20 protein-coding genes are annotated in these 25,177 nt (G+C 68.4%); 7 read left to right on the top strand and 13 right to left on the bottom strand.

The annotated features are described in order from the left end of the window. Positions 1–75 precede the first annotated feature (75 nt). Complete coding sequence (locus BLP88_RS01825; RefSeq protein ID WP_084110683.1) at positions 76–2,451, top strand: transglutaminase TgpA family protein; 2,376 nt, start codon at positions 76–78, stop codon at positions 2,449–2,451. A gap of 101 nt (positions 2,452–2,552) precedes the next feature. On the opposite strand, the gene BLP88_RS01820 is transcribed toward BLP88_RS01825, so the two are convergent. From BLP88_RS01820 to BLP88_RS01810, 3 genes are all read right to left on the bottom strand, one after another. Beyond that, positions 2,553–4,034: an NAD-dependent succinate-semialdehyde dehydrogenase gene (locus BLP88_RS01820; RefSeq protein ID WP_074586403.1), complete on the bottom strand. Its 1,482-nt coding sequence runs from the start codon at positions 4,032–4,034 to the stop codon at positions 2,553–2,555. A 213-nt stretch (positions 4,035–4,247) separates the two neighbouring features. After that, positions 4,248–5,111 (bottom strand): 16S rRNA (cytidine(1402)-2'-O)-methyltransferase, encoded by an 864-nt coding sequence (gene rsmI / locus BLP88_RS01815; protein WP_139163278.1) that lies wholly within the window; start codon positions 5,109–5,111, stop codon positions 4,248–4,250. A gap of 153 nt (positions 5,112–5,264) precedes the next feature. After that, positions 5,265–6,731, bottom strand: coding sequence for a peptidase M16 family protein (locus BLP88_RS01810; RefSeq protein WP_084110682.1), 1,467 nt, complete (start codon positions 6,729–6,731; stop codon positions 5,265–5,267). 75 nt (positions 6,732–6,806) lie between these two features. Here BLP88_RS01810 and BLP88_RS01805 point away from each other — a divergent pair, with 75 nt between their 5' ends. Continuing rightward, positions 6,807–8,453, top strand: coding sequence for a dolichyl-phosphate-mannose--protein mannosyltransferase (locus BLP88_RS01805; RefSeq protein WP_084110681.1), 1,647 nt, complete (start codon positions 6,807–6,809; stop codon positions 8,451–8,453). 6 nt (positions 8,454–8,459) lie between these two features. Here the strand turns inward: BLP88_RS01805 and BLP88_RS01800 are convergent, their stop codons facing one another. Further along, complete coding sequence (locus tag BLP88_RS01800; RefSeq protein WP_074586400.1) at positions 8,460–9,668, bottom strand: TIGR01906 family membrane protein; 1,209 nt, start codon at positions 9,666–9,668, stop codon at positions 8,460–8,462. A gap of 135 nt (positions 9,669–9,803) precedes the next feature. Further along, positions 9,804–10,796: a stage II sporulation protein M gene (locus tag BLP88_RS01795; RefSeq protein ID WP_175453466.1), complete on the bottom strand. Its 993-nt coding sequence runs from the start codon at positions 10,794–10,796 to the stop codon at positions 9,804–9,806. 74 nt (positions 10,797–10,870) lie between these two features. On the opposite strand from BLP88_RS01795, the gene BLP88_RS01790 reads away from it, so the two are divergent. Next, positions 10,871–11,671, top strand: a complete 801-nt coding sequence (locus tag BLP88_RS01790) for an RDD family protein (RefSeq protein WP_074586628.1) — start codon at positions 10,871–10,873, stop codon at positions 11,669–11,671. A 4-nt stretch (positions 11,672–11,675) separates the two neighbouring features. On the opposite strand, the gene BLP88_RS01785 is transcribed toward BLP88_RS01790, so the two are convergent. From BLP88_RS01785 to BLP88_RS01770, 4 genes are all read right to left on the bottom strand, one after another. Continuing rightward, positions 11,676–12,908 (bottom strand): L,D-transpeptidase, encoded by a 1,233-nt coding sequence (locus BLP88_RS01785; protein ID WP_074586399.1) that lies wholly within the window; start codon positions 12,906–12,908, stop codon positions 11,676–11,678. Between the two features lie 136 nt (positions 12,909–13,044). Beyond that, positions 13,045–14,523: an adenosylhomocysteinase gene (gene ahcY, locus BLP88_RS01780; RefSeq protein WP_074586398.1), complete on the bottom strand. Its 1,479-nt coding sequence runs from the start codon at positions 14,521–14,523 to the stop codon at positions 13,045–13,047. 49 nt (positions 14,524–14,572) lie between these two features. Beyond that, positions 14,573–14,797: a hypothetical protein gene (locus BLP88_RS01775; protein ID WP_074586397.1), complete on the bottom strand. Its 225-nt coding sequence runs from the start codon at positions 14,795–14,797 to the stop codon at positions 14,573–14,575. Between the two features lie 106 nt (positions 14,798–14,903). After that, positions 14,904–15,278: a DUF3499 domain-containing protein gene (locus tag BLP88_RS01770; protein ID WP_139163267.1), complete on the bottom strand. Its 375-nt coding sequence runs from the start codon at positions 15,276–15,278 to the stop codon at positions 14,904–14,906. A 206-nt stretch (positions 15,279–15,484) separates the two neighbouring features. Here BLP88_RS01770 and BLP88_RS01765 point away from each other — a divergent pair, with 206 nt between their 5' ends. Continuing rightward, positions 15,485–15,991, top strand: a complete 507-nt coding sequence (locus BLP88_RS01765; RefSeq protein ID WP_074586394.1) for a metallopeptidase family protein — start codon at positions 15,485–15,487, stop codon at positions 15,989–15,991. Between the two features lie 21 nt (positions 15,992–16,012). Here BLP88_RS01765 and BLP88_RS01760 read toward each other — a convergent pair whose 3' ends face one another. From BLP88_RS01760 to BLP88_RS19060, 3 genes are read right to left on the bottom strand one after another with little or no spacing between them, the layout of a single operon-like run. Continuing rightward, the gene (locus BLP88_RS01760; RefSeq protein WP_074586393.1) at positions 16,013–17,638 is read right to left on the bottom strand and encodes a DUF5719 family protein; all 1,626 of its coding nucleotides are present in this window, start codon (positions 17,636–17,638) and stop codon (positions 16,013–16,015) included. Next, a complete protein-coding gene (locus BLP88_RS01755) occupies positions 17,631–21,002 on the bottom strand; it encodes a glycosyltransferase (RefSeq protein ID WP_074586391.1) in 3,372 nt (1,123 codons plus the stop codon). The genes BLP88_RS01760 and BLP88_RS01755 overlap by 8 nt, the downstream gene beginning before the upstream one ends. Before the next feature lie 29 nt (positions 21,003–21,031). Further along, a complete protein-coding gene (locus BLP88_RS19060) occupies positions 21,032–21,586 on the bottom strand; it encodes a WhiB family transcriptional regulator (protein ID WP_074586390.1) in 555 nt (184 codons plus the stop codon). A 369-nt stretch (positions 21,587–21,955) separates the two neighbouring features. Between BLP88_RS19060 and BLP88_RS01745 the strand changes: the two genes are divergently transcribed. Further along, complete coding sequence (locus BLP88_RS01745) at positions 21,956–22,723, top strand: TIGR03089 family protein (RefSeq protein WP_074586389.1); 768 nt, start codon at positions 21,956–21,958, stop codon at positions 22,721–22,723. Here BLP88_RS01745 and BLP88_RS01740 read toward each other — a convergent pair. Further along, positions 22,710–23,258 (bottom strand): GtrA family protein, encoded by a 549-nt coding sequence (locus BLP88_RS01740; RefSeq protein ID WP_074586387.1) that lies wholly within the window; start codon positions 23,256–23,258, stop codon positions 22,710–22,712. The genes BLP88_RS01745 and BLP88_RS01740 overlap by 14 nt on opposite strands. A 172-nt stretch (positions 23,259–23,430) precedes the next feature. Between BLP88_RS01740 and BLP88_RS01735 the strand changes: the two genes are divergently transcribed. Both BLP88_RS01735 and purE read left to right on the top strand, forming a co-directional pair. Next, complete coding sequence (locus BLP88_RS01735) at positions 23,431–24,615, top strand: 5-(carboxyamino)imidazole ribonucleotide synthase (protein WP_074586386.1); 1,185 nt, start codon at positions 23,431–23,433, stop codon at positions 24,613–24,615. After that, the gene (gene purE / locus BLP88_RS01730; protein ID WP_074586385.1) at positions 24,612–25,175 is read left to right on the top strand and encodes a 5-(carboxyamino)imidazole ribonucleotide mutase; all 564 of its coding nucleotides are present in this window, start codon (positions 24,612–24,614) and stop codon (positions 25,173–25,175) included. Before BLP88_RS01735 ends, purE begins: the two co-directional genes overlap by 4 nt. Positions 25,176–25,177: the final 2 nt, after the last annotated feature.

Here is a 25,177-nt window from a genome sequence, read left to right as displayed (position 1 = left end):
GCCGCGGGCAGTGCAGCCGCGCCGTCCCGCAGTCCGGGGCCCGTTAGGAGGCCCGTCGGCCCTTATCCGTGGGCCATGGCCGGTGCTATCGCCGCCGCCGTCATCGGCGCATCGTTGTCACTCAATGGCGTCCTGAGGGGTTGGGCCTGGCTGAGCCCTGTCATCATCACCGTCGGCGTCGTGGCCCTGGCCATGGCGGTGCTGCGGGCCCTGCGGGCACCGGCGGCCCTGGTCACCCTGGGCGGTTTCGCCGCGCTCGTGTTCATCCTGTGCAACACGTTCCTCAGGAAGGAAAGCATCGCCGGCTTCATCCCGGGACCGGACACCCTCAAGCAGGCTTTCGTGCTGTTCGACCGGGCCGGCGAGACCGTCTATGCGGAAACCGCGCCGGTGGCCCCGAACACCGGAATCGTGCTGCTGATTTGCCTGTGCCTGGGCCTCGTGGTGCTCCTGATGGATACCTTGGCCGTCCCCCTGGCCTTGCCGGCCACCTCGGGCCTGGGCCTGCTCGCGGTGCTCGTGGTCCCGGCCACGATCAAGCCGCAGGGTGCCGGGCTGGCCGGATTCCTGGCGGCATCGGCCGGTTTCATCCTGCTCCTGGGGTGCGCGCAGTGGTTCGCCCCGGACGCCCGGCTCCAGTCCGGAACGGGGCGCGGGCAGGGCCAGCTCCGGCGCTCCGTGGTGCTTGGCGGCGCCGCACTCGCCGTGGGCCTGGTCCTCCCCCTGGCCGTCCCCGGCTTCGACCAGGGCACGTTCCCGGTGGGGTCACGCCTGAATCCCTGGGGGCCTTCCAACGGGCTGAACCCCATGATCACCCTGGGCAACAGCCTGCGCACGCCCACTGGCGACGGCAGGATCACCTACGCCACGAGTTCCAGCACCCCGGTCTACCTGCGGTCGGTCACTATCGACCGCTTCGAGGGCGAAAGCTGGGCACCCGACGACAGGGCCTCCAGCCGCAGGCTCGGCACCGGGCAAATCGTTCCCGGATACACGCTTCCCGAGGAGCTCGTCCGTGACCTGACGATCATCGACACCGGCCAGTTCACCAGCCCCTACCTCCCCGTCCCGTATACGCCCGCGGCCGTCAACGGGCTCAACGGCCGCTGGTCCTGGGATCCGCTGACTTTGAGTATCCGGGGCGAAGACCGCACGTCCCGGAACCAGCATTACACGGTGGTCTCGGTCTCCCCCCGGATCACGGCGGCCGCCCTGACGCAGGCGGGAACAGCATCCCCGGCTGACGGCGAGCTTTCCGAGGAGTTCACCCAGGTTCCGGGCAACGTTCCGGAAATCGTCCGGAACACGGCCGGGACCCTGACCACGGGTCTCCGGAACAACTTCGCCAAGGCCCTTGCCATCCAGCGGTACCTGCGTTCGGCGGAATTCACGTACTCCCTGCAGGCCCCGGTCCAGGGCGGTTACGACGGCAACGGCCTGTCCGTGCTGGCCGATTTCCTGCAGCAGAAGAGCGGGTACTGCGTGCACTTCGCCTCGGCCATGGCCGTCATGGCCCGGGTTACGGGCATCCCCAGCAGGATCGCCGTCGGGTACGCACCGGGCCATCCCACCGGGAACAACATCGCCGTGGGCGGGCGCGATCCGCTCACCGAGTTTTCGGTGGATGCCCGCGACGCACACGCCTGGCCCGAGCTCTATTTCGAGGGGCTTGGCTGGGTTCCTTTCGAGCCCACCCCGTCGCGGGGTTCGGTTCCGGACTACGCGGCCGATGCCGTAACCCCCGGCGGTAGCGGCAGCAACCTGGACGAGGATGACATCCCGGTCCCCAACCAGACCCCGCTGCCCAGCAGCAGCGCCGTTGCGCCAGCCCCGCTGCCGGGCACCGGGACGGGTGCCGGAACCGGGATTCCGCAGGCGGTCTTCGTCCTGGCCGGCGCCCTGCTTGCGGCAGCCTTGCTGGCGTCACCGCGCCTGCTCCGGGCCGGGATACGGGCCCGCCGCCTGCGGGAGGTCCGCCCGCCGGGACAGGCCGGCCCCGCGGTCCCCCCCGCGCTGGCGTGGGATGAACTCCAGGATCTGGCCCGGGACTACGGCCACGTCCCGCGGCCAAGCGAGACGCCGCGGCATTTCGCGGCCGGCCTGCAGGGGTCCATCCCTTCGGCCCTCGCCGACGACGCCGGCATGCGGGCGGTGCACGCGCTCACCGCCGATTTCGAACGGCACCGTTACGGCCGTCCCGCGGATGGCGGCGCACCCGGCGCCGGGGCCCGGCTCACCGCGGACCGGCTGTCCGCGGTCCGGGCGATGCTGCGGCGCGGAAGGTCATGGCTGGTGCGCCTGCGCGCGGACTGGTTCCCGCCGTCGTTGTTGTCCCGGTGGTTCCGGACGATTTCCGCGCCGTTCCGCTGGGCCGGCCGTGGCGCGGTGCGCGCGGGCGCGTTCATCGGGAACTTGCGGAAGGCTGTCCGCCCGCTGCGTCGCGGTAACTGAACAAACGCAGTAACTGATCAAAGCCGAGCCCGCATACGGCGAGGGCCCGGCTCCGGAGTGTTCCGGAGCCGGGCCCTCGCCTGTTGCGTGGAGCTGGCTGCCTAGCCGGCGTACGGGTCGGCGATGCCGATGTACTGGGTGGTGGTGTACTCGGCGATGCCTTCGGCGCCGCCTTCACGGCCCAGGCCGGACTGCTTCACGCCGCCGAACGGTGCGGCGGCGTTCGAGATGACACCGGCGTTGAAGCCGACCATGCCGAATTCGATCTGCTCGGCCACGCGGAACATGCGGGCGTAGTCGCGGGTGTAGAGGTAGGATGCCAGGCCGTATTCGCTCGCGTTGGCCAGCTTGATGGCCTGCTCTTCGGTGGCGAAGGTGGTCACGGGGGCCACCGGTCCGAAGATCTCGGAGCCAAGGATGTCGGCGTCGTTCGGGACGTTCGAGAGGACCGTGGGGGCGTAGAAGTAACCGTCGCCGTCCACGGGACCACCGCCGGTGGCGACCGTTGCGCCCTGGGCCACGGCAGCGGTGACCAGTGCGTGGACGTCGTCGCGGGCGCCGGAGTCGATCAGCGGACCCACCTTGGTGGTGTCTTCGGTGCCGCGGCCCGTGGTGAGGGCGCCCATGGCGGCTGCGAACTTCGCGGTGAATTCGGCAGCTACGGACTCGTGGACCAGGAAGCGGTTGGCGGCGGTGCAGGCCTCGCCCATGTTGCGCATCTTGGCGGCCATGGCGCCTTCGACGGCCTTGTCCAGGTCGGCGTCTTCAAACACGATGAACGGTGCGTTGCCGCCCAGCTCCATCGAGGTGCGCAGGACGTTGTTGGCGGCGTCGGCGATCAGGCGCTTGCCCACCGGGGTGGAGCCGGTGAAGGAAACCTTGCGGAGGCGGGAGTCCTTCATGATCGGACCCGAGATCGAGGACGCGCTCGAGGAGGACACCACGTTGACCACGCCGGCGGGCACGCCGGCCTCTTCCAGGGTGGCCACGAACAGCTGGGTGGTCAGCGGAGTGAACTTGGCGGGCTTGATAATCACCGTGCAGCCCGCGGCGAGGGCCGGGCCGACCTTGCGGGTGGCCATGGCCAGCGGGAAGTTCCATGGGGTGATCAGCAGGCACGGGCCAACGGGCTTGCGCTGGACCAGGATCTTGTTCTTGCCCTCGGGGGTGGTGACGTAGCGGCCGTAGTCGCGGACGGTCTCCTCGGAGAACCAGCGCAGGAACTCGGCACCGTAGGTGACCTCACCGCGGGACTCGGCCAGCGGCTTGCCCATTTCAAGGGTCATGAGGAGGGCGAAATCTTCGGCACGTTCGGTGACGAGTTCGAAAGCGCGGCGGAGGATCTCTGCACGCTCGCGCGGTGCGGTGCGGGCCCAGGCGGCCTGGGCGGCGTCGGCCGCGGCGAGGGCGGCGAGGGCGTCTTCGCTGGTGGCGTCGGCGATGCTCAGAAGGACCTTGCCGGTGGCCGGGTCTTCGACATCGAAGGTCTTGCCGGTGGAGGCGTCGCGCCACTCACCGTTGATGAACAGACCGGTGGGAACCTTGGCGAGCAGTTCTGCTTCGCGTTCTGCGGTGACAGTCACAGTGACTCCTTCGTCAGGCGGTGCATTGTGGAAATGCACCAACCCTTGGTGTTACGTGGGTCGCATTATTGCGGGGATTAACTGCCACGGTACTGCCGGAATCAAAAGAGTGTCTACGCCTTCGCGCACTGCCGCCACCGCCGCTCTCTGTGCACTTGCACAGCCGGCGCCGGGGCCTCTGCGGGCCATGCCTTCCGCGCCGCGAGCACGGCCTTAACGCGCCGCGAGCACGGCAGAGTAGAGCTCGCGCTTGCTGACCCGGGCTTCTTCGGCCACCGCGGCCACGGCTTCCTTGAGCCGGATTCCCTGCGCCACCAGTTCGTTGACGGCCGCCACGTGGTCCTCGGGAGTGCCGGGCGCCTTTTCCGGGGCACCTTCCACCACCACGGCGATTTCACCGCGGACTTCGTTGTTTTCCGCCCATTCGAGGAGTTCCTGGACCGTACCGCGAAGGACTTCTTCGTAGGTCTTGGTCAGTTCCCGGCACACGGCGACCCTGCGCTCAGCGCCGAAGCGGTCGTGCAGCGCCCGGAGCATGGCTTCGAGCCGGTGCGGGGCTTCGAAGAACACCATGGTGCGGCGTTCGCCGTCGAGCTCTGCCAGGCGGGAGCTGCGCTCCCCTGCCTTCCGGGGCAGGAAGCCCTCGAAGCAGAAGCGGTCGGTGGGCAGTCCGGAGAGGGCGAGCGCCGTCAGCACAGCGGACGGGCCCGGCACGGCGGTGACGAACAGGCCTGCCGCCACGGCTCCCTCAACAAGCCGGAAGCCGGGGTCCGAGACGGCGGGCATGCCGGCGTCGCTCACCATCAGGATGGTTTTTCCTGCCTGGACCTGTTCCAGGAGGTCCGCGGTCTTGGTGGCTTCGTTGTGTTCGTGGTAGCTGATGACCCGGCCGGAAACTTCGATGCCGAGCGCGTGCACCAGCCGGTGCAGCCGGCGGGTGTCTTCAGCGGCAATGATGTGTGCGGTCTGCAGCAGCTCCACCAAGCGGCTGGAGGCATCGCCGACGTTGCCGATCGGCGTCGCGGCGAGCACGATCCGGCCGCCACCCGGGGTCACGGGCAGGAGGTCGCGGGTCAGGGCGTCTTCCGTGCGGGCTTCCGGGGCGGAATCGTCGACGTCGGCTTGGGGCTCTGCTTGTTCACTCACCCGACCAAGCGTACTTGTACCCGGAGCGGCTAGCGCCCAGTTCGATCCCAATCCTCGCTTCGCTCAGATCAGGGCCCTCGCGAACTAGTCCGCCGGGAAGACGCGGACCGTATCCTCAGGGACGGCCGCGAGCAAGGAGCTGCGCAGCTCCTTGCCCTTCCTCCACTCGGTGACGTCGAAGTCCAGGCTCCGGCCGTGGCGGTCCAGGAGGCAAACACAGCCGCAGCTTCGGTCGCCCGCGACTGCGATGTCCGCGAGTTCGATCGCCTTGGTTTTCTTGCCGCTGCGCTTCAGCAGGCGGTCCGGAGTGAGCCAAAGGACGGCTTCCGAGTCCTTCGCCTGCCAGGCCCTGTGCCCGTTCGGCACTGCAGGTGCTGTGTCCCGCCAGATCAGGAAACTCTCGAAGGCGAGTCCCTGGGCGGCCGCGTGTTTCCGGCGGGGCTTCGCGTATCCGGCGACGGCAACCATGAGGCTTTCCATGCTTGCCGCCAGGGACGCAGCGAGGCTGACCGCCGTCGTCGAGTCCGTATGCCGGGTGACCGTTTTCAGGCCGGGCGTGCTCCACCCGCGCAATCCGCGCACGGCCAGCCGGTCGAGGTGCCAGTCGGGCACGGACCGTCCGTACTCCAGATCGGAGGCGCGAGCCTTGCGCGTGTAGTCCAGTGCTTCCACGCTGAAACCGGTGCTGGCGATGTCGTGGAGAGCCGCGGTTCCGGCGTCGAAGGCTGCCGGGATGTTCGACGACGTCGGGTCCAGGATGAGGTCCAGCTGCACCGTGTCGGCGTCCATCGGAGCCTGGAAATCGACCACTGAGTAGACCAGACCGTAGTCGTGGCGGAGACGAGCACACAGTTCGTAGCGCAGTGCCTCAGCAAGCAGCTCGGCGTCCGCGTCCGGGACCAGCAGGGACAAAGCCACGCCGTCCTTCCGGGAGACCACCAGCGTCGGCTCGGTGATGAGCGGAACTGCCACGCTCCGCTCCGGGATACTGCCCGGGGGCATGCTGACGTCCAAGGCCGCCGGGACCTCGCCGGTGAAGGTCAGGGCAGCGTTTTCCGCGACGAACCACTGCCGCGCCCAGGACAGCAACTCAGACATGCCGAGGCTTTCCGTTGCCGGGGCACCGAAATGAGCGTTCCCGAGATCCGCGGCCCCAAAACGATAGCCGTAGAGCCCGCTCGATACCGCCCGGAATTTGTTCGGGTCCTCCGCTTGGATCACAGCCTTCTCCCGGCCGATGTCCTCCCCGGACACGTCCTGGAACCGGCACACGGCCGCGGCGATGGCATTGAGGAACGCAGCGACGTCCTCCGGCTCCCCGCTGGCCCAAAACTCCACGGACTCCGTGCCGGTCGTCCCGCCATGCAGCACGGTCTGCGGCTGGACCATGCGGAGCAGGAGATGTTCCACCAGGTGGGTGATGCCGGCCAGCACCGCAGGCTCATCCCGCATGCCAACGCCGACATGGAGCTTCCCGTTGCAGGGGCCTCCATCGTCGAGCGAATACGTGGGGATGCCATGGTGGAGGCCTTTGTGCACCTTCTGCGTCATGGCGGACAGTCTCCCAGAAAACTCCCGGCTCCCGGGCCAAGCCCGCGGCCTGCGCCCACAGCCCGCGGCGGTAGCATGGGGCAGGTGACCGAGATCGCCGTGCGCCCCGCCTCCCCTGCTTGGCTGGTGCGGCCCGCGGGAGCCTTCACCGCCCCGGCTCTCCGGGAGCGGCTGATCGGGGGGATCCAGAGCTGGCGGGACTATCCGCCGTCGTTGCGTCTGTGGTTCTGGCTGATTCCCACGGTCACCGCGGTGATCGCCGGGATCCTGCGCTTTGTCCGGCTGGACACCCCGCATAGCCTGGTGTTCGACGAGACCTACTACGTCAAGGACGCGTACTCGTACCTGCTGAGCGGCTACGAAAGGAACTGGCCGCAGAAGGCCAACGATTCCTTCAAGGCCGGGAACCCGGTGTTGCCCCTGGACACCCCGGAGTACGTGGTGCATCCGCCGTTCGGCAAGTGGATGATTGCCTGGGGCATGGGTCTCTTCGGCCCGGACAATCCGTTTGGGTGGCGCTTCGCGGCGGCACTGACGGGGACCCTGTCCGTCTTCCTGGTTTCGCTGATCGCCCTGAAGTTGTTCCGTTCGCACGTGCTGGGCGGGGTGGCCGGGCTGCTGCTCGCCGTCGACGGCCACCACCTGGTCATGTCGCGCACGGCCATCCTGGACGTTTTCCTGATGTTCTGGGTCCTCGCGGCTTTCGGCGCACTGCTGATGGACCGGGACGACGGCCGGCGCCGCCTTGCCGCGCGCCTTGCCACAGCCTTTGGGGACGGCCGGCCTCCGGCCAGGACCTTGGTGGCCGGGCCGTTCCTTGGCCTGCGGTGGTGGCGTCTCGTTGCCGGCGTGTGCCTTGGCCTGGCCGTGGGCGTGAAATGGTCGGCTCTGGCCTTCGTTGCCGTGTTCGGCCTGCTGACCGTCCTGTGGGACATGAATGCGCGGCGGATCGCCGGCATCCGGAGCTGGGCCAGCGCCGCGGTGCTCAAGGACGGCGTGCCGGCGTTCTTCAGCATGATCCCGGTGGCGGCCGCCGTGTACCTGTCAACGTGGACTGGCTGGTTCCTCTCCAAGGACGCCTATTTCCGCGGGTGGGCGGAGAAGCAGCCGGCGTCGGGCTGGGACTGGATTCCGGCACCGCTGCGTTCCCTGGCGCACTACCACCTTGAGGCCTACAAGTTCCATCAGGGCCTGGGCGCGGACCACCCCTATGAGGCTAGTCCATGGAGCTGGCTGGTAATGGGCCGGCCCACGTCCTTCTTCTACGAGTCCCCCAAGCTGGGCACCGCAGGCTGCGAGCTTCCCACCTGCACCACCGCGATCCTTTCGGTGGGCAACCCGGTGATCTGGTGGGGTGCCACGATCGCCCTCGCGGTGCTGCTGTTCTGGTGGGCCGGGCGCCGGGACTGGCGGGCGGGCGCCATCCTCGCCGGAGTCGCCGCAGGGTACCTGCCATGGTTCCTGTATCCCGAGCGGACCATGTTCTTCTTCTACGCCCTGTCCTTCGAGCCGTTCCTCGTCCTCGCCCTGGTGTACGGACTGGGCCGCATCCTGGGCCGGCCAGGCGACCCGCAGTGGCGGCGCCTGTCAGGCCTCTACCTCGTGGCACTGATCGTGGTCCTGGCGGTCCTGGTGTCCGCGTACTTCTACCCGGTCTGGACCGCCGAGACCATCAGCTACCAGGACTGGCGGATGCGCATGTGGATGCCGTCCTGGATCTAGCGGCTTCTAGGCCTTGGCCCCGGCGTCGCGGTCCTTCGTGGCGGCGCCGCTTTCGTCAGCATCGGTGCCGGTGTCCTTGGGCGCGTTCCGGGGCGGCAGGCCGCGGCGGCGGCGCGTAGGCCAGGTCAGGATCAGGGTGAGCAGGGCGGCCAGGAAGACCAGCGCCGCAATGGCGATGCCGGCATCCATCCAGAACTGTCCGGGGAACAAGCGGATGAGCGTGTCGTCCATCGCGAAGGTCCAGGTCCCGCTGGCGAAGAAGATCCGGTGGAACTCGGTGAAGAACTGCTGCCAGCCGAGGACCCCGAGCGTGCCCAGGGCCAGGATCACCACCAGCGTGGCAATGGACCCGGCAAAGAGGCCGCGGCGAATGCCGCCGGTGCTGCGCTTGCGCAGGTACAGCATCGCGATGATGCCGATGACGACCATCAGCGCGGCCGCGCCGAACGACGCAAGCATCACGAGCTTTACATCGGCCATGTGCGCCACTTCGCTGTCCTTGAACAACTTCGTGCCGTCCTCGTGGACCAAGTCGCCGAGGTACCGCGGGCCTGCCCAGTTGCTGAGGTAGTCCACGGCGTAGGAGCCATAGCTCATCCGGTCATCGGTGCTGAACCCGTACCCGTCGCCCGGGAAGCCCGGACGGTTGTATTCCACCCAGAGGAACAGCGGGCTGGTGACGGCCCGGATGGCCAGGACCAGCAGCACCACCGGGTAGAACACGCCCAGGAGCACCTGGAAAACACGGGGGGCCACGGGCTTGGCGTTGGCTGCCAGCTCGCGCTCGGCGTTGCGGCGTTCCACTTCCGCTTCCGGCGGCCGGACCTGAAGGGCCGACGTCGGAAGCGGCTCTGCGAAAAGCGCCGGTTCGGGTGCGGCGCCGGCAGCCTCGGCGGCCTTGCGGTCAGCCCGGCTTTCGGGCTGCTTCACCGGGCCCTTGCCTGGTTCAGCAGACTTGCCTGGCTCAGCAGACTTGCCTGGTTCAGCAGACTTGCCTGCCACAGCAGTCTTGGCGGGTTCGGCCGCCTTGGCGGGCGCGGAACCGGCTCCGGCAGGTTTGGCGGGCGTAGCGGAATCCGCAGTGGCGGCGGGCGAAGCGGACGGCGCCTGCCGGGACTCAGCCTTGGCGGCAGGTTTCATCCACTCGAAAGCCGGCTCGCCGTCGTCGTCGATTTCCACGTCCGGCTCACTGGGGTTCGGGGTTTTGTCACTCACGTCGCTTCGCTTCCGTTCGGTTCGCATGCCGGTGTAAAACAGGTCACCGGCAATATTCTCTGTATTCGAGCCTACCGTCAGCCCTTGTGCCGGGCGACGTGCCACCCCGGCGAGCGCCGGAATCCGGAGCGTCCGTCAGGCCGCGAACGCCCGGTACCCGGCGTCGTTGCTGCCCAGGTCGCCGGTCGCTCCAGCGCGGACAGCCCGGCCGCCCAGCACCAGCGTGTACACCCAGTAGGCGGCAAGGACCAGACCGCCGATCACCAATTTGCCCCACACCGGCAGCGGACTGGGCGTCACGAAGGCTTCTACGAGCCCCGAGATGAAGAGCACCAGCACCAGCCCCAGGGCCACGGTGATCAACGAACGGCCTTCGTCGGCAACGGCCTGGATGCGCCGCCGCGGACCCGGCGAGACCATGGCCCAGAAGATCTTCAGCCCCGCGGCCGAGGCAATGAAGACCGCCGTAAGCTCCATGAGTCCGTGCGGGAGGATGTAGCTGAAGAATACGTCCAGCTTGCCGGTGGCGGCGAAAACCCCGGCGGCGATGCCGACGCCCTGGGCGTTGGCCACCAGCATCATGGGCACCCAGAACCCCGTGATGCCCAGGGCGACGGCCTGCGCCCCTATCCAGGCGTTGTTGGTCCACACGGCCCCGGCGAAGGACGCTGCGGGGTTCTCCGAGTAGTAGTCGATGAAGTCCTCGTCCACATACTGCCGCACCTTGGAGTTGCTGCCCAGGGCGCGCAGGGCGTCGGGCGAGGTCCCGATCCACAGTGCGTAGGCGGCGCCGACGAGGCAGAAGAAGACCCCGCACCACAAAGTCATCCACCGGAGCCGGTAGAACGCGGCCGGCAGGGACACCACGAAGAATACAGCCAGGTCCTCCATGAAGTTCGAGCGTGCCCCGGTGAAGCGGGTCCGTGCCTGCGCGAGCGCCGCGGACAAGGACGCGGACAGCGCCCCTTCCGGCGCCACGGACCGGATCAGCGAGAGGTGCGAGGACGCCGTCTGGTACAGCTTCAGGAGTTCGTCGGCCTCGTCGCCACTCAAGCGCCGCTGGTGCGCCAGGTCATGCAGGCGCGCCCATTTGGCAGCGTGCACCGCGGTGAAGGCGTCGATATCCACGGCACTACCCTAACCCCCGCTCCCCCCAGGAAGGCCTAAACTTTGAGGACAATCCATCACAGTTGGGGGCATCCGTGAGTTCAATCATTACCGGCGAGGCAGTGGTCCTTGAACTCCGGCCTGCATCGCTCGCCGCCCGGGCCCTCGGCCTGGCATTGGACCTGCTGGTGTATTTCGTGCTGCTGTTCTTCATGATGCTGCTCGTCACCGGCCTGCTCCCGGACCTCGACGACGCCGCCGCCCGGGCCGTCATGCTCAGCAGCGTGGTGCTGTGCCTGGTGGTGGTCCCCGTGGCCGTCGAGACCCTGAGCCGCGGCCGCTCCGTCGGCAAGTTCGCGGCGGGCCTGCGGATCGTGCGCGACGACGGCGGGTCCATCCGCTTCCGGCACGCCCTGATCCGGGGGCTGATCGGGTTCCTCGAAATTTTCCTGACTTTCGGCGGCCTGGCCGTGGCGGTGGCCCTGTTCAACGACAAGTCGAAAAGGCTCGGCGACATCGTGGCCGGCACGTACTCGCTGCGCCAGCGCGTCCAGCAGGAAGTGAAGGTTTTCCCCTTCGCACCTCCGTATCTGCAGGGCTGGGCGGCCCTCGCCGACATCGGCCGGATCCCGGACGGGACAGCCCGCCGGGCGAACCAGTTCGTGCAGCAGGCACCCAGGATGGCTCCGGCGTCGCGCATCAACATGGCCCTGTCCCTGGCGGCGGAAATGTCCGCGCATGTGGCCCCGCCGCCGCCCCCGGGAACCCTCCCGGAAGACTACCTGTGGGCGGTGCTCGGCGAGCGGCGGGACCGCGAATTCCGGCGGCTGACGCGCGCCGAGGAACGCAGCCGGCGCGTCGGGGAGCGCCTCGGCCGGGTGCCGTTCAGCGGCTGACGGTTCAGCGGTGGGCGTAGGAGGCCCAGGGGATGTTCCAGTCGCCGAAGCCCTCCAGCGGCTCCACCGCGGGCGCCCCGGTGTTGAGCACCTGGACGAGGTCGCCGGTTTTCATGTTGTTGAAGAACCAGGCGGCGTCCGCCGGAAGCAGACCTACGCAGCCGTGGGACACGTTCGCCACACCCACGGCCCCGTAGGCGGAGGGCAGTGCCTGGTGCACATAGACGCCCGAGTTGGTGAGGCGGTTGGCATGTTCAACGGTCAGCGGCGGGTAGTAGCCCTTGTCGCCCGGTTTGAGGCCGATGCTGCCGGCGTTGAACTTCGAGTACCGCTGCTGTTCCATGATCACCGCGTAGCCGGTGGGTGAGAGCCAGTCCGGGCTGCCAAGCGTCACAGGAGCCGTGCGGACCAGGACGCCGTCGAAGTACACCTTCATGGTCTTGGTGAGGTCGTCGACCACGGCCACGCGCTGGGGCCCGGTGGTGAAGGACACCTTGACGTTGGAGTTGCCGATCATGCCGTTGCCGAATTCCTTGCCGAAAAGCGGCAGGTCCACGGTGACCTTGGTGCCGGACGCCCAGAACTTTTCGGGGCGGATGCGGACCTTCTGGTCGGAGTACCAGCGCCAGGCGACCTTCTGCTTGGAGGAGACCGAGATCTTCACGGTCTTCTCCATCGCCGCCTTGTTCAGGACCGGCTCGCTGAAGTTGATCTCGATCGGCTGGCCGGAGCCCATGACCGATCCGTCCAAGGGGTAGACCGAGGCGTCGGCTTCGTTGGGTGTGGAGACCGTGGTGAAGCTCTGGGTCTTCTTGGTTTCCCGCCCGGCGCCGTCCACCACGGTGAAGGAGTAGCTGTACTTCGTGTTGAACTTCAGCGGTTCCAGGGTGCTCCAGGTGCTGCCGTCGGCGCTGACGCTGCCCTTCACGGCAGTGCCACCGTCGGCCGGGGCCAGGACGACGTCCTTCAGGGTGCCGTTGACGGCCTTTACGGTCGGCCCGACGGCGGGGTTCACTTCACGTGCACCGTCCAGGGGCGTGATGCCCAGTTCCACTGCCTTGACGACGGCGGAGGCGAGCCCCACTTCGCTGCGTTGCGGTGATCCCGCCTCAGACTCCGGGGCGCGGTCCAGCCATGAAGGCGCCGTTGCGACCCCGATTCCGCCGACTGCGACCGCTGCGCAGATTCCGGCCACAACCAGGATCTTTCCGGTACGGCGTTTCGCCCTGTTCCCCATGTTCCGTCTCCACATCCCCACGTGCAGGCCGGCATCGAAACGGGCCTGTCAAAGTAACCAGTCAATTCTAGCCGCGCCGGGGCGGCAAACGGCGCGGCGCGGGCTGCATGTGACAACCCGCGCCGCAAACTGGCCGTCAGTAGCGGTAGTGCTCCGGCTTGTACGGGCCGGCTACGTCCAGGTCCAGGTATTCGGCCTGTTCCTTGCTGAGCTCGGTCAGTTCGACGCCGAGGGCGTCCAGGTGCAGCCGGGCCACCTTCTCGTCCAGGATCTTTGGCAGCACGTAGACCTGGTTTTCGTATTCGCGTTCGCCTTCGGGCTGGTCGCGCTTGGTCCACAGCTCGATCTGGGCGATGGTCTGGTTCGCGAACGAGTTGCTCATCACGAAGGAGGGGTGGCCTGTGGCGTTGCCGAGGTTCAGGAGACGTCCCTCGGAGAGCACGATGATGGAGCGTTCGGTGCCGGTGCCGGCGTCGAAGACCCATTCGTGGACCTGAGGCTTGATCTCGACCTTCGTTACCCCCTCGACCTTGGCCAGGCCGGCCATGTCGATCTCGTTGTCGAAGTGGCCGATGTTGCCCACGATCGCCTTGTTCTTCATGCGCACCATGTCCTCGGCCATGATGACGTCCTTGTTGCCGGTGGTGGTGATGAAGATGTCACCCTGTTCCAGCACGGTGTCGAGGCGGGCCACCTGATAGCCGTCCATGGCGGCCTGCAGTGCGCAGATGGGGTCGATTTCGGTGACGATCACGCGGGCGCCCTGGCCGCGGAGCGCTTCCGCCGCGCCCTTTCCGACGTCGCCGTAGCCGCAGACGACGGCGACCTTGCCGCCCATCAGCACGTCGGTGGCACGGTTGATGCCGTCGGGCAGGGAGTGGCGGATGCCGTACTTGTTGTCGAACTTGCTCTTGGTGACGGAGTCATTGACGTTGATCGCCGGAAACAGCAGCTTGCCCTGTTCGGCGAGTTGGTAGAGGCGGTGCACGCCCGTGGTGGTCTCTTCGCTGACGCCGCGGATTCCGGCGGCGATGCGCGTCCACTTCTGCGGGTCCTTGGCCAGCGAGGCACGCAGCACGCCCAGGATGAGGGCGTATTCCTCGGGATCGTCGTCGCTGGCTTCCGGGACGGCTCCGGCTGCCTCGAACTCGACACCCTTGTGCAGGAGCAGCGTTGCGTCGCCGCCGTCGTCGAGGATCATGTTGGGGCCGAGCTCCGGGTTGCTGTCGGCACCGGGCCAGGTGAGGATCTGCTCAGCGGTCCACCAGTATTCGTCGAGGGTTTCGCCCTTCCAGGCGAAGACGGGAACGCCCTGCGGGTTTTCCGGGGTGCCGTTGCCAACGACGACGGCTGCGGCGGCTTCGTCCTGGGTGGAGAAGATGTTGCAGGAGGCCCAGCGGATTTCCGCGCCGAGGGCGGTGAGGGTCTCGATGAGAACAGCGGTCTGCACGGTCATGTGCAGCGATCCTGCGATCCGGGCGCCCTTGAGCGGCTGGCTCGGGCCGAATTCGGCGCGCAGGGACATCAGGCCCGGCATTTCGTGTTCGGCGAGGCGGATCTGGTGGCGGCCTGCCTCGGCCAGGGAAAGGTCGGCAACCTTGAAGTCGAAAGTCATGGGTGTCCTTAGATAAAACCGGTGTACGTCTGGAACAGGTGCGGGCGGGTCAGGCTTTGGCGGGGCCGTCGTGCTGGCCGGACGGAGCGGCGTCTGCCGCGGCCAGCAGTTCCGGCGGCAGCAGCAGGGGGATCCCGTCCTGGATGGCGTAGCGGGGCTTGTTGCCCGTGGCGTCGGCCTCGGCAGCTACCAGTTCCTCGCCTTCCTGGACCAGCGCTGAACCGGTGACCGGGCAACGCAGAATGGACAACAGTTCAGGACTGACCTTTGGCATGGTTGTAGCTCCCTGGATGGCACCGTCGCACGGGTGCCGGTGGCGGACCGGATATGCAGCTTCCAGCGTACAGCCCGGCAACAGCTGGAACGATTGTGTTTACGCCTCAGGAAGGCTCGCGCAGGATGCGCAGGTGGCCCCGGCGTGCCCCCTCCACAAGCGGGGGTTCGACGGCGGGCCGGGAGGTGCGCTGTCCCGGAGCGTCAGGAGCCGCGGCGGCTTCGCGGACGGCGTTGGCCAGGGCGAGCAGGTCATCGGGGCCGGGTTCCGGCGGGGTGGAGGGCATCGCCAGGCGAAGGACCTCCCAGCCGCGCGGCACAGTCAGGGAGTCTGCATGCTGGGTGCAGAGGTCGTAGGAGTGCGGTTCGGCGTACATCGCCAGCGGCCCCAGCACGGCCGTCGATTCGGCGTAAACGTACGTCAACGTGGCCACCGCGGACTGGCGGCAGGCTGACCTGGAACATTGGCGAATAGCACCCACAACATCCCAGATTAGCGGGTGCAGGGCGGCAGGCGGCGCATTGGCCGCCCAGCGCGGATTATGTCGCGCTGGGTGGGCCCACAGCGGCGAGGGCCCCGAATCGAAGCGAAGCGAGATTTAGGAGCAGATGGGTGGGCCCACAGCGGCGAGGGCCCCGAATCGAAGCGAAGCGAGATTTGGGAGCCGCTGGGGACTAGAGTCTGTATATGCAGTCACAGCACCACAGTCCGGGCTTCACGGTCAGCCTGGGCGAAACCGGCGGCAGCACTTCCGGGGCTCCGGTGCGCAGCTTCAGGCAGCGCCGGCGGAACCGGCACGGCCGCGGACAGCGCGGGGAAGTCATGCTTCCCACCCTTCCCGGGTACCGCAGCAGGGCCGAACGTTTTGATGATCTGGTCCTGGATTCGGCGGAACGCCTGCAGGACATGTGGGGCCAGCAGTTGAACGGCGTCGCCTTTGCCGTTGAGGAAATCCCGCCCAACCTTGAGCAATTGCTCGCCGAAGGCGGAGCCGCCCCCTTGGGTGCGTGCAGCCGCGGCAGCGGCAGTGAGGGCCCGCTCATCACCGTGTACCGGCGCGTGGTGGAGCACACGGCGGGTGGACGGGACGAACTCCAGGACCTGATCCATGACGTGGTGGTGGAATACACCGCCGAGTACCTGGGCGTCCCGCCCGAGTCGCTGGACCCTGTCTACCGCCGCCGCTACCAGTAGCTGCCTCGTGGCGGGCCGGGTCTAGTAGCCCAGCGTTACCGCGACTTTCTCATGCCCCAGCGCGCCTTGCTGGACGGCCACCGTGGAGATCCCCGGGCCTTCCTGCTCGCCGAGGAGCACCGCGCCGTAGGCCGGATCGCCCGAGGCGGCCACCACGTAGCCGATCACCGCGGGCCCCTTGGCCGTGTCCGGAACGCCGATGACCGTCGTCGTTCCCCCTGCGATGTCCACTGATTCGGTCTTGCCGAGCTTGCCGTTCACCGTCACCGGGGTGTAGTTCACGGTGGCCCTGCCGTCCGGCACACCGAAACTCAGGAAACGGCGCCCGTCCCTGGGTACCGCCACCACGTGCTGGCTGCCCAGCCGGACGGCGGCCGGAGACCAGGCGAAGTCCATGGGCGCCGATTCGCGGGGGCTGCCAAGCAGCCGGGCGGCCGCCGCGAACGGCACGTCCGAAGTGACGCTGACCGTGTAGGTCCCTGCGGGGACACCGTTCAGCGGAATTTCGGCAACCGAACCCGCCTTGACCGTGACGGCTCCCCCGCCGGCCAGCGCCTGCTGTCCGTTTCGTCCGAAAAGCCTGATATCCAGCACCGCGTCGGCGGCACCCGGGACCGTGACTTCCACGGCGGGCACGGCATCGGCGAAACCGTCCCGGCTACTGAGGGCGTTGATGGTCTTGGGGTCCTGGATGACCACGCCGGTCATGACCTGGGAGTCCGCCGGCGCGGCACCCGGCGCCAGATGCTCCACGCCGCCGGAGACGAGGCCGCGCAACACGCTCTGCTGGACGGTTGCGGCCACCGGGCCGCCGCTGCTGCGCACGTGGACGGAGAGATGTTCCTCGTCAGAGGCCAGGCCGGCCAGGTTGATGGTGCGGCTGCTACCCGGCGGCACCAGGAGGCCCCGGCTGCCGGGCGACTGGATCCGTCCCTTGGCGCCGAGAAGTTCGAGGTTGACGGTGGCCGGCGTCCCGGAGGCATTGCTGAGGTTCAGCAAGGCGGTGCGCCCTACCGTGGTGTCCGCCCCGAGGAGCCAGAAGTCGTTGGAGGGCTGCTGGCATTGCGCCGCTGCGAGGCCGCGCAGGTCGCCGTCCGTGGCGGAGTAGCTTCCGACGGCGGCCAGGGCGGCCTGCTGCTTGCCCGTCGGTTCGGCGCCCAGCACCGTAATCCTGCCTGCGTCCTGCGCAACCGTTGCTGCCTTGAGTGCCGGCGGGCCGGGGGCCGGTGCCGGGCTTTCCTTCGGTGCTTCCGACACGGTCCTGGCCCCGCTGCCGTCCAGGGCGGCCACCCGGCTCGCGGGCAGTACCCCTGCCGCGTCACTGAGCACCAGGGCATCCAGCCTGTTCTTCGCCGTGCGCGAAACCGGGCTGAACTGGGGGTCGGTGCCGGCGGCCGTGCCTTCGGGCAGCACCGCCGGGCCGGGGCACACCATGGTGCTGCGGCCTGCGGGAACATCTGTCAGTCCCGCTTGGAGGATCCGGCTCCCGGCCGCCGGAGGCAGGATCGAGGCAGCGGACACCACACCAGCTCCCCCGGCGAGCAGGAGGGCTGCGGAAAGTACTCCACCCACGATTCCGCGGCTTTGCCGCTTCCGTCCGGGCTTCGGGGCGGCCTTGGGGGCTTCGGTGCTGTTGTCCTTAGACACTGCTGCGCTCCTTGGGGGCGGGGTGCTCTTCCGGGCCCCGCTTTTGGCTGGACCGTTTCTGGCCGGTCCGGTTGTTGATGGACCGGGCCGGCTTCGGGCGCCGTGCGGGCATGGGGATGGCCAGGAGGGCGGTAAGGCCGATCACCAGCACCTGCAGGGCTCCCAGCCACGGCTCCCAGGGGCTGACGTAGCGCACTTTGAGTTCCCCGCCACGGGCCGGCAGGGTGAAGGACTGCGTCCAGCCGGATGCGGTGGCGGTCAGGCGCTGCCCGTCAAGCCAGGCTGTCCACCCCGGGTCGAATCGCTCGGAGAGGACCAGCCTGCGGCCGGCCGCGCCGTCCGGGATGGCCACGCCCACGTTGTTGCCCGAGGACGGAAGCAGCACCGTTGCGGCGCCTTTGGAGTCGATGATCCGGACGCGGTGCGCGGTCTCGGCGTCCTTGGCAGCGGCGTCGTTGAGCGGGGTGATCCGCCAGAGCCAGCCGGAGTCCGTCTGGCCGACGGCCACGAGCCCTGGCACTGCGTCGATCCTGTTCGCGGTCAGCTGTGCGGCGGCGTCGGTAGCCTTCAGGACCACGAAGCCTGCGCCGAGCTGCTCCAGCGCGGGCCGCGGGTCAACACCGGCGCCGGCCACGATGGTCGCCACGGCAGTGCGGATGGACGCTGTGGCGTCATCGTCCTTGCGGACCTGCTCCTTGCCGGGCGGGCCGCTGATCTGACGGGCCGCGGCAATTGTGGAGAGGGAATCGAGCGTTGTTCCGGCCCCACGCATGAGGGCCGAGGCGTACCCGCCCTGCTCGTCAGGCGTAATGACCAAGGTGTTGCTCCGCTCCGGCCCCTGCCCGTGGTCGACGGCGGTGGCCGGCAAGGTGCGCTCGGGCGCAGCCTGAAGGAGCCGTTCGGTGCCGAGCGCCGCGGCGGTGAAACCGCCGTCCACGTCAGGAATGGCGTTCTGGGCGGCCCACACGGTCATCCCCGCGAGTGGGCCGGCTACCAGCAGCAGGGTTGCCAGGCCGGACAGCCATGGAAGCACCGCAGGCCGTGGGTTTCCGGACCCGCGGCGGGGGCGTTCGGAAAGCCGAAGCAGGTTCCCGGCACCGATCAGGGCCGCCCCCAGCAGCGCGCAGGCAGCCGCCGAAACAGCGGGGCCGCTGAATGGTGTGACGAGCGTATTTCCGACGAGTGCGGTGGCCACGTGTCCTGCGGCCCAGGACCAGGCCAGCAGCAGGAGGGCCGCGAGCCAGAGCATGCGGGTGACGCGGGTGCGCCGGCCGGGCACGAACAGCGCAGCGACGGCCATGAGGAGCACCGGCGCGCCCACCAGCAACGCCAGCAGCAGCGACCAGGGCACTGCGGAGGGACCGAACAGCGGAAGGTTGGCCAGTCCGCCGTCGGGCGAAAATTCCAAGGGCTGGCCAAGCAACTGCTGCCAGAGCGGGGCCGCCTGCGAACCCAGCGGCACGCCGGGATCGGCCAGGAGGGCGCGGGGCCGGTCCAGCACGGAGATGCCGAACGGCAGGAACAGTACAACCGCCGGGAGCAGGGCCCACCAGACCGTCCGGCCGCGGCGGCCGAGCAGGATCCCGCACAGGACGATCAGGAAGGCGAGCGGCAGGAACAGGGAGGGCGCCGAGGCGGTCACGACCGCCAGGACCAGTCCGGCGGCAGCAGCGGCCGTCCAGGACGGCGTTCCGTTGCTGCCGGGTTTACCGGGCAGCTCCTTCGCGGGACGGCTGCCCCGTGCCCGGCCTTTGGCGGCCGCACCCTGGGTGCGGCGGCCCCGGGCGGAGCCCGTGGCGCGCAGGAGGGCCAGGAGCAGCAACGGCATCATGACATGGGCGAGGAGCGCCCCCGCGCGGCCCTGGTTCAGGGCCACCTGCAGCGCCGGGGCGGCGGCCCACAGCAGGGCGGCGATGAAGCGGAAGCGGCGCAGGCCGGTGAGGGCACCCGCGGCAAACCAGGCGCCGAGCGCGGACAGCGGCATGGCAAGCAGCAGCAGCCAGGACATGGCCGCGTTTCCGTTGCCCCCGCCCAGGACGGACAGCAGCCAGAGCACATAGGCGAACGGGTCGCCGTGGCCGGGCAGGCCCGGGCCGAGGCTTGTCCACCAACTGGCGGCGGTGCGCCAGATAGTGGCCGGATCCGGCGACAGCGGAAGCAGGGCTCCCCCGGTGACGGCCGAGGCGCCGAACACGCCGAGCAGTCCCGCCACGGACGCCACCAGGGCAAGCGCGGCGGCGGAGACGGCACCCGTGCCGATCCAGCCCCGCTCCTTGGTGGCGAGTGCTGCGAAGTCGTCGGCGGAGTCGCCGGTGGGTTCGCTGTTCAGCAGATTCGTGGACAGCCGCTCGGGCGAGGAGTCTTCGTCCTCCTCGATGCCCATGGCCTCGACAAGGGTGCGCCGGTGCGCCCAGACTTCCCGCCGGGAGGTCTGGAGGCCTCGGATCACGGAGCGGCGCACCTTGCGGGTCTGCGCGGCGGTCCGGCGGCCACGAAGCAGCGCCGCGGGCCGGATGAGGGCGGCAAGCGTGGCTCCCAACTCGGCCAGGCCGCGCCCCGGTTCCTTGACCAGGATGCTGAGGACAAATTGGAGGACGCTGCCGAGCAGTGCGCCTGCCGCGTGGAGGGGCACCGCCCATGCCGGGCAGTGCTTGAGCCGCAGGTGGACCTGGGCCTTGCGCGCGGCCATCGGAGTGGCAAGGGCCCCCGGGCGGCCGTCAATGTGGTACATCCGGGCCGAGGGCACCACCACCACGCGGTTGCCGGCCAGCCAGTTGCGCCAGCAGAGGTCCACGTCGTCGCCGGTTCCGGGCAGGGCAGGGTCGAAGCCCTGCAGTTGTTCCCAGACGTCACGGCGGACCAGCATGCCTGCGGAGTTCACGGCAAAGGTGTCGGTACGCCCGTCGTACTGGCCCTGGTCGAGTTCATCGGCTTCGATGAGGGTCAGGCGTTCGGCCCAGCGGCTGGTGGACAGGCCGGCGTCGATCAGCCGGCGTTCGGCGTCCCAGTCGAGCTGCTTGCAGCCTGCCACCGTCACCGACGGCGCGCGTTCGACGGCGTGCAGCAGTTCGGCGAGGGCGTCCGGTGCCGGGGCCGCGTCGTCGTGCAGCAGCCAGATCCATTCCGAAGCCCGCCCCTTTTCCGGGGCGAGGGCCTCGAGGCCGGCCTTGACGGCGCCCCCGAATCCGGTCTTCGGCTGGCTGGATGAGGTGACGTTGGCCTTGCCCAGCGCCTGTTCCAGCAACTCCGCCGAGTTGTCCCGCGAGCCTGCATCAATGCCAATGGCGGCATCTGCCGGACGCGTCTGGTCCAGCAGAGCCGCCAAGGTCCTGGGGAGATAGCTAGCACCGTTGTGGGAGACCACAACGGCAGTAACGTGTACTGCTTGGAGAATCAGACTGCTCGCTTCCTCAACCGCCGGCGCTCCCGCTCCGAGAGTCCGCCCCAGATGCCGAACCGTTCATCGTTGGCCAGCGCGTATTCAAGGCACTGCGCGCGGACGTTGCAGGCCCCGCAGACCTTCTTCGCATCGCGGGTAGATCCGCCTTTTTCGGGGAAGAACGCCTCGGGATCGGTCTGTGCGCAGAGCGCGTCGCCCTGCCATCCCAGTTCTCCCTCGTCGTCGAAGTCGGCCAGGCCCGGGAGTCCGATCCACAGCGGCTGGCCCGGCGTGCCGGACGGCCGGTGGAGCTCCATGGGCGGGTCGTCGAGACCGTCGGCGGCGTCGTCACCGCCAAGCAGTCCCTCGTTGTCGTGTGCTTCGTGTTCGGCCAGCAGCGCCGTGGCTTGGTCCTCCAACGATTCCCGCGTCGCTTCGAGGTACCGTTCCGCCGCGGCAGGATCGGCAGGATCCACGTACCAATCCCCGGGAACTTCCCTTGAACGGTATTTCACCGACGCAAGTTCTGCGACGGCTGCATCTTCCTGGATTCTCAACGCTTGCCCCATGGCGTCCCTCCTGATGTTGCAGCCGCTGCCTGATTGGTCCGGTACTCGGTATGTACGCGATATTTGCGCAGCGGCGATTGATTACTAATTACACGCGTGTAACTACGGGGGCGTCAAGCCGCGCCGGGATAATAATCACCACACCTCCACTTGGTGCGGCGCGCCACGCCCGGGAATTTTCCGCCCCGATCCGCACCATGCCGGGAAAACGGAAGCTGAATTCCATTTAACCTGGGTGTTCGCTGAATTTCCGCGGATGGCGGAATGTCCCCGGTTCACCGCGGCGCAAAACCGCGTGGTGCAAATCACAGCATTTGTGAAGGGGGATCCGCCAGCGCGCGGCGGCGTGCCCCGTGGGAAGATTTAGCCATGAGCATCCCGGCAATGAATCTGATGACTGCGCTTCGCTCCGGCCACGCCACGTCTCCCCGCCTGACCTGGTACGGCCCCGATTCCGAGCGGATCGAACTGTCCGGCCGGGTGCTGGACAACTGGGTGGCGAAAACAGCCAACCTCCTCCAGGACGAACTCGACGCGGGGCCGGGCATTTCGCTGCGGCTTGAACTGCCGGCCCACTGGAAGTCGCTGGTGTGGGCGCTGGCCGCCTGGCAGCTGGGCATGGAACTGGTGCTCGACGGCGGCCCCGCGGATCTGCTCGCCACCTCCGCTCCCGGGGACGGCGGGCCGGGTAGCGGGTCAGGCACAGCCGCCGGCGAGGGAGCCACCGCCGGTTTTGACGCCGTCGTCGCGGTCCCGCTTGCCGCGCTGGCGATGCGCTGGCCGGGGACGCTACCGCCCGGGGTCCTGGACTACGCCGCGGAAGTGCGCTCCCACGGCGACGTCTTCATGCCCTACGCGGAAGCGGAGCCTGGCCTGTCCGCGCTGCGCCTGCCGGGCCGGGGCTTCAGCCATGCCGAACTGCTCACGGACTTCGCCGCCGCGGGACCCGCTTCGGCAGGCGGCCAAGCGGAAACGGCGGAAGGTGCACGCATTCTGGTGCGGGCCGCTGACGGACTGGATGCCGCCCTGGCCGAAGCCCTCGGCTGCTGGGACCGCGGCGGCTCGATCGTGTTGGTCCACCCGGAGGTCGAGGTGACGGAGCACCTGCTCCAGAACGAACGCGTCAGCGGCGCTTGAGGGCCTCCTGGTCGCCGGCCTGGCCGGCCTCGGACTTCGCCTTGTGGTGGAGCTCGATGAGCTCGTGGTCGTGGGAGAACTCGGGCTCTTCGTCGAGTTCGTTGTTGAATACCAGGAAGCGGTAGGCGAAGAAGCGGACCACGGTGGCCACCAGGATGCCGACAACGCCCGCGGCGAACAGCAGGTTCTTGTCGGTGATGTGCAGCCAGTAATTGGCGATGAACGTGAACCCGGTGGAGATGCCGATGCCGATGCCGTTGATGATGGCGAACATCACGAATTCGCGCAGGACGTTGTCCTGCCGGCGGTGCCGGAAGGTCCAGAACCGGTTGGCGACCCAGGAGAAGACGGTGGCCAGGAGTGCACCGACGAAGCGCGCCTTGGACGGGCTGTCGGACATCGGCCCGTGCATCAGGTAGTAGGTCAAGCCGTTGTCGATGACAAACGCCACACCGCCGACAGCGCCGAACTTGGCCACCTCGCGCCAGAAGAGCGAGGCAAAGCCGCGAATGCGATCTGCAAGTGTGTTGATCATGACCCTCCATGGCCTGGTGAATTGGGGCCGACGGGCCGAATCACCATTTTAGCGCCGTTTCCTGCGCGCCCGCTGCAAGGAAAAGTGAGGCAGGCCGCTTTCCGCCGCCAAAAGCGTGCCCCGTACGGCAAGGAATCCCGTATCCGCCCTGCTGTTCGGTAGGCTGAACCCTGTGACTTTTCCTGTTATTGGCGTTGTTGGCGGCGGCCAGCTCGCACGAATGATGGCCCCGGCAGCCACTGCCCTCGGTTTCGAGCTCCGTGTTCTCGCTGAAGGCGAGGACGTCTCCGCGGCCCGCGCGGTTGCCACGGCACCGGTGGGTGACTACAAGGACCTGGACGCCCTCCTTGAGTTCGCCAAGGGCCTGGACGTGATGACCTTCGACCACGAACACGTGCCCACCGACCACCTGCGTGCGCTCATCGACGCCGGCGTCAATGTCCAGCCCGGCCCGGACGCCCTGGTCCACGCCCAGGACAAGCTGGTCATGCGCGCCGCCATCGACCGCCTCGGCCTGCCCAACCCGGCCTGGGCCGCGGTGCACACCATCGCCGAGCTCGTGGACTTCGGCACCGAAACCGGGTGGCCTGTGGTGCTGAAGACCCCGCGCGGCGGTTACGACGGCAAGGGCGTGCGTATTGTGCACTCCCCCGCCGAGGCCGGGGAGACCGGCGCCTGGTTCGAATCGATGAGCCCGCTGCTCGCCGAAGCCAAGGTGGACTTCAGCCGTGAACTCTCCGCACTGGTGGCCAGGACCCCCGGCGGCGAATCCCGCGCCTGGCCGGTGGCCCACACCATCCAGGTGGACGGCGTCTGCGACGAAGTGATCGCGCCCGCACAGGACATCCCGCTGGAAGTCGCCGCCGCGGCGGAGGAAGCCGCACTGCGGATCGCCGAAGAACTCGGCGTCACCGGCGTCATGGCCGCCGAACTCTTCGAAACCCCGGGAGTCGGCGTCGGCTTCCTGATCAACGAGCTGGCCATGCGCCCGCACAACACGGGCCACTGGACCCAGGACGGCTCGGTCACCAGCCAGTTCGAACAGCACCTGCGTGCGGTCCTGGACCTTCCGCTTGGCGCCACCGACGTCCTGGGCTCGGTTGCCGTGATGAAGAACTTCCTGGGCGGGGACAACCAGGACCTGTTCAGCGCCTACCCGCAGGCGCTGGCCTACGAGCCCGCCGCCAAGGTGCACTGCTACGGCAAGTCCGTGCGGGCCGGACGCAAGATCGGCCACGTCAACCTTGTGGGCGATTCCGTCGCCGAGATCGACACCCTCCGACGCCGCGCCACCGTGGTGGCCGGCATTATCCGCGACGGCCGTGTGCCGGCTGAATTCCCCGAGGAGACCGCATGAGCGCCCAGAACGCCGCCCCGATCGTAGGCCTCGTGATGGGCTCGGATTCCGACTGGCCGGTCATGGAAGCCGCCGCGGACGCCCTCGCCGAGTTCGGCATCCCCTTCGAAGCCGACGTCGTCTCGGCACACCGGATGCCCACCGAAATGATCCGCTACGGGCAGACCGCCCATGAGCGTGGCATCCGGGTGATCATCGCCGGTGCCGGCGGCGCGGCCCACCTGCCGGGCATGCTTGCCTCCGTCACGCCCCTGCCGGTGATCGGCGTGCCCGTGCCGCTGAAGACCCTGGACGGCATGGACTCCCTGCTTTCCATCGTGCAGATGCCCGCCGGCGTTCCGGTGGCCACGGTCTCGATTGGCGGCGCACGCAACGCCGGCCTGCTCGCCGTGCGAATGCTGGCTTCCGGCTCCGACGAACTGGCCTCGCGCCTGCAGGGCGAGCTGCTCAACTTCGCGCAGGAGCTCAACAACGTGGCTTCTGCCAAGGGCGCGAAACTGCGCGACAAGGTCGCCGAAGTGTTCTCCCAGGACAACGTGTCCGCCCGGAGCGGCCGCTAAGG

The organism is Arthrobacter cupressi, assembly GCF_900099975.1.
GTDB lineage: Bacteria > Actinomycetota > Actinomycetes > Actinomycetales > Micrococcaceae > Arthrobacter > Arthrobacter cupressi.
This window is presented reverse-complemented; position numbering and strand designations above follow the sequence as displayed.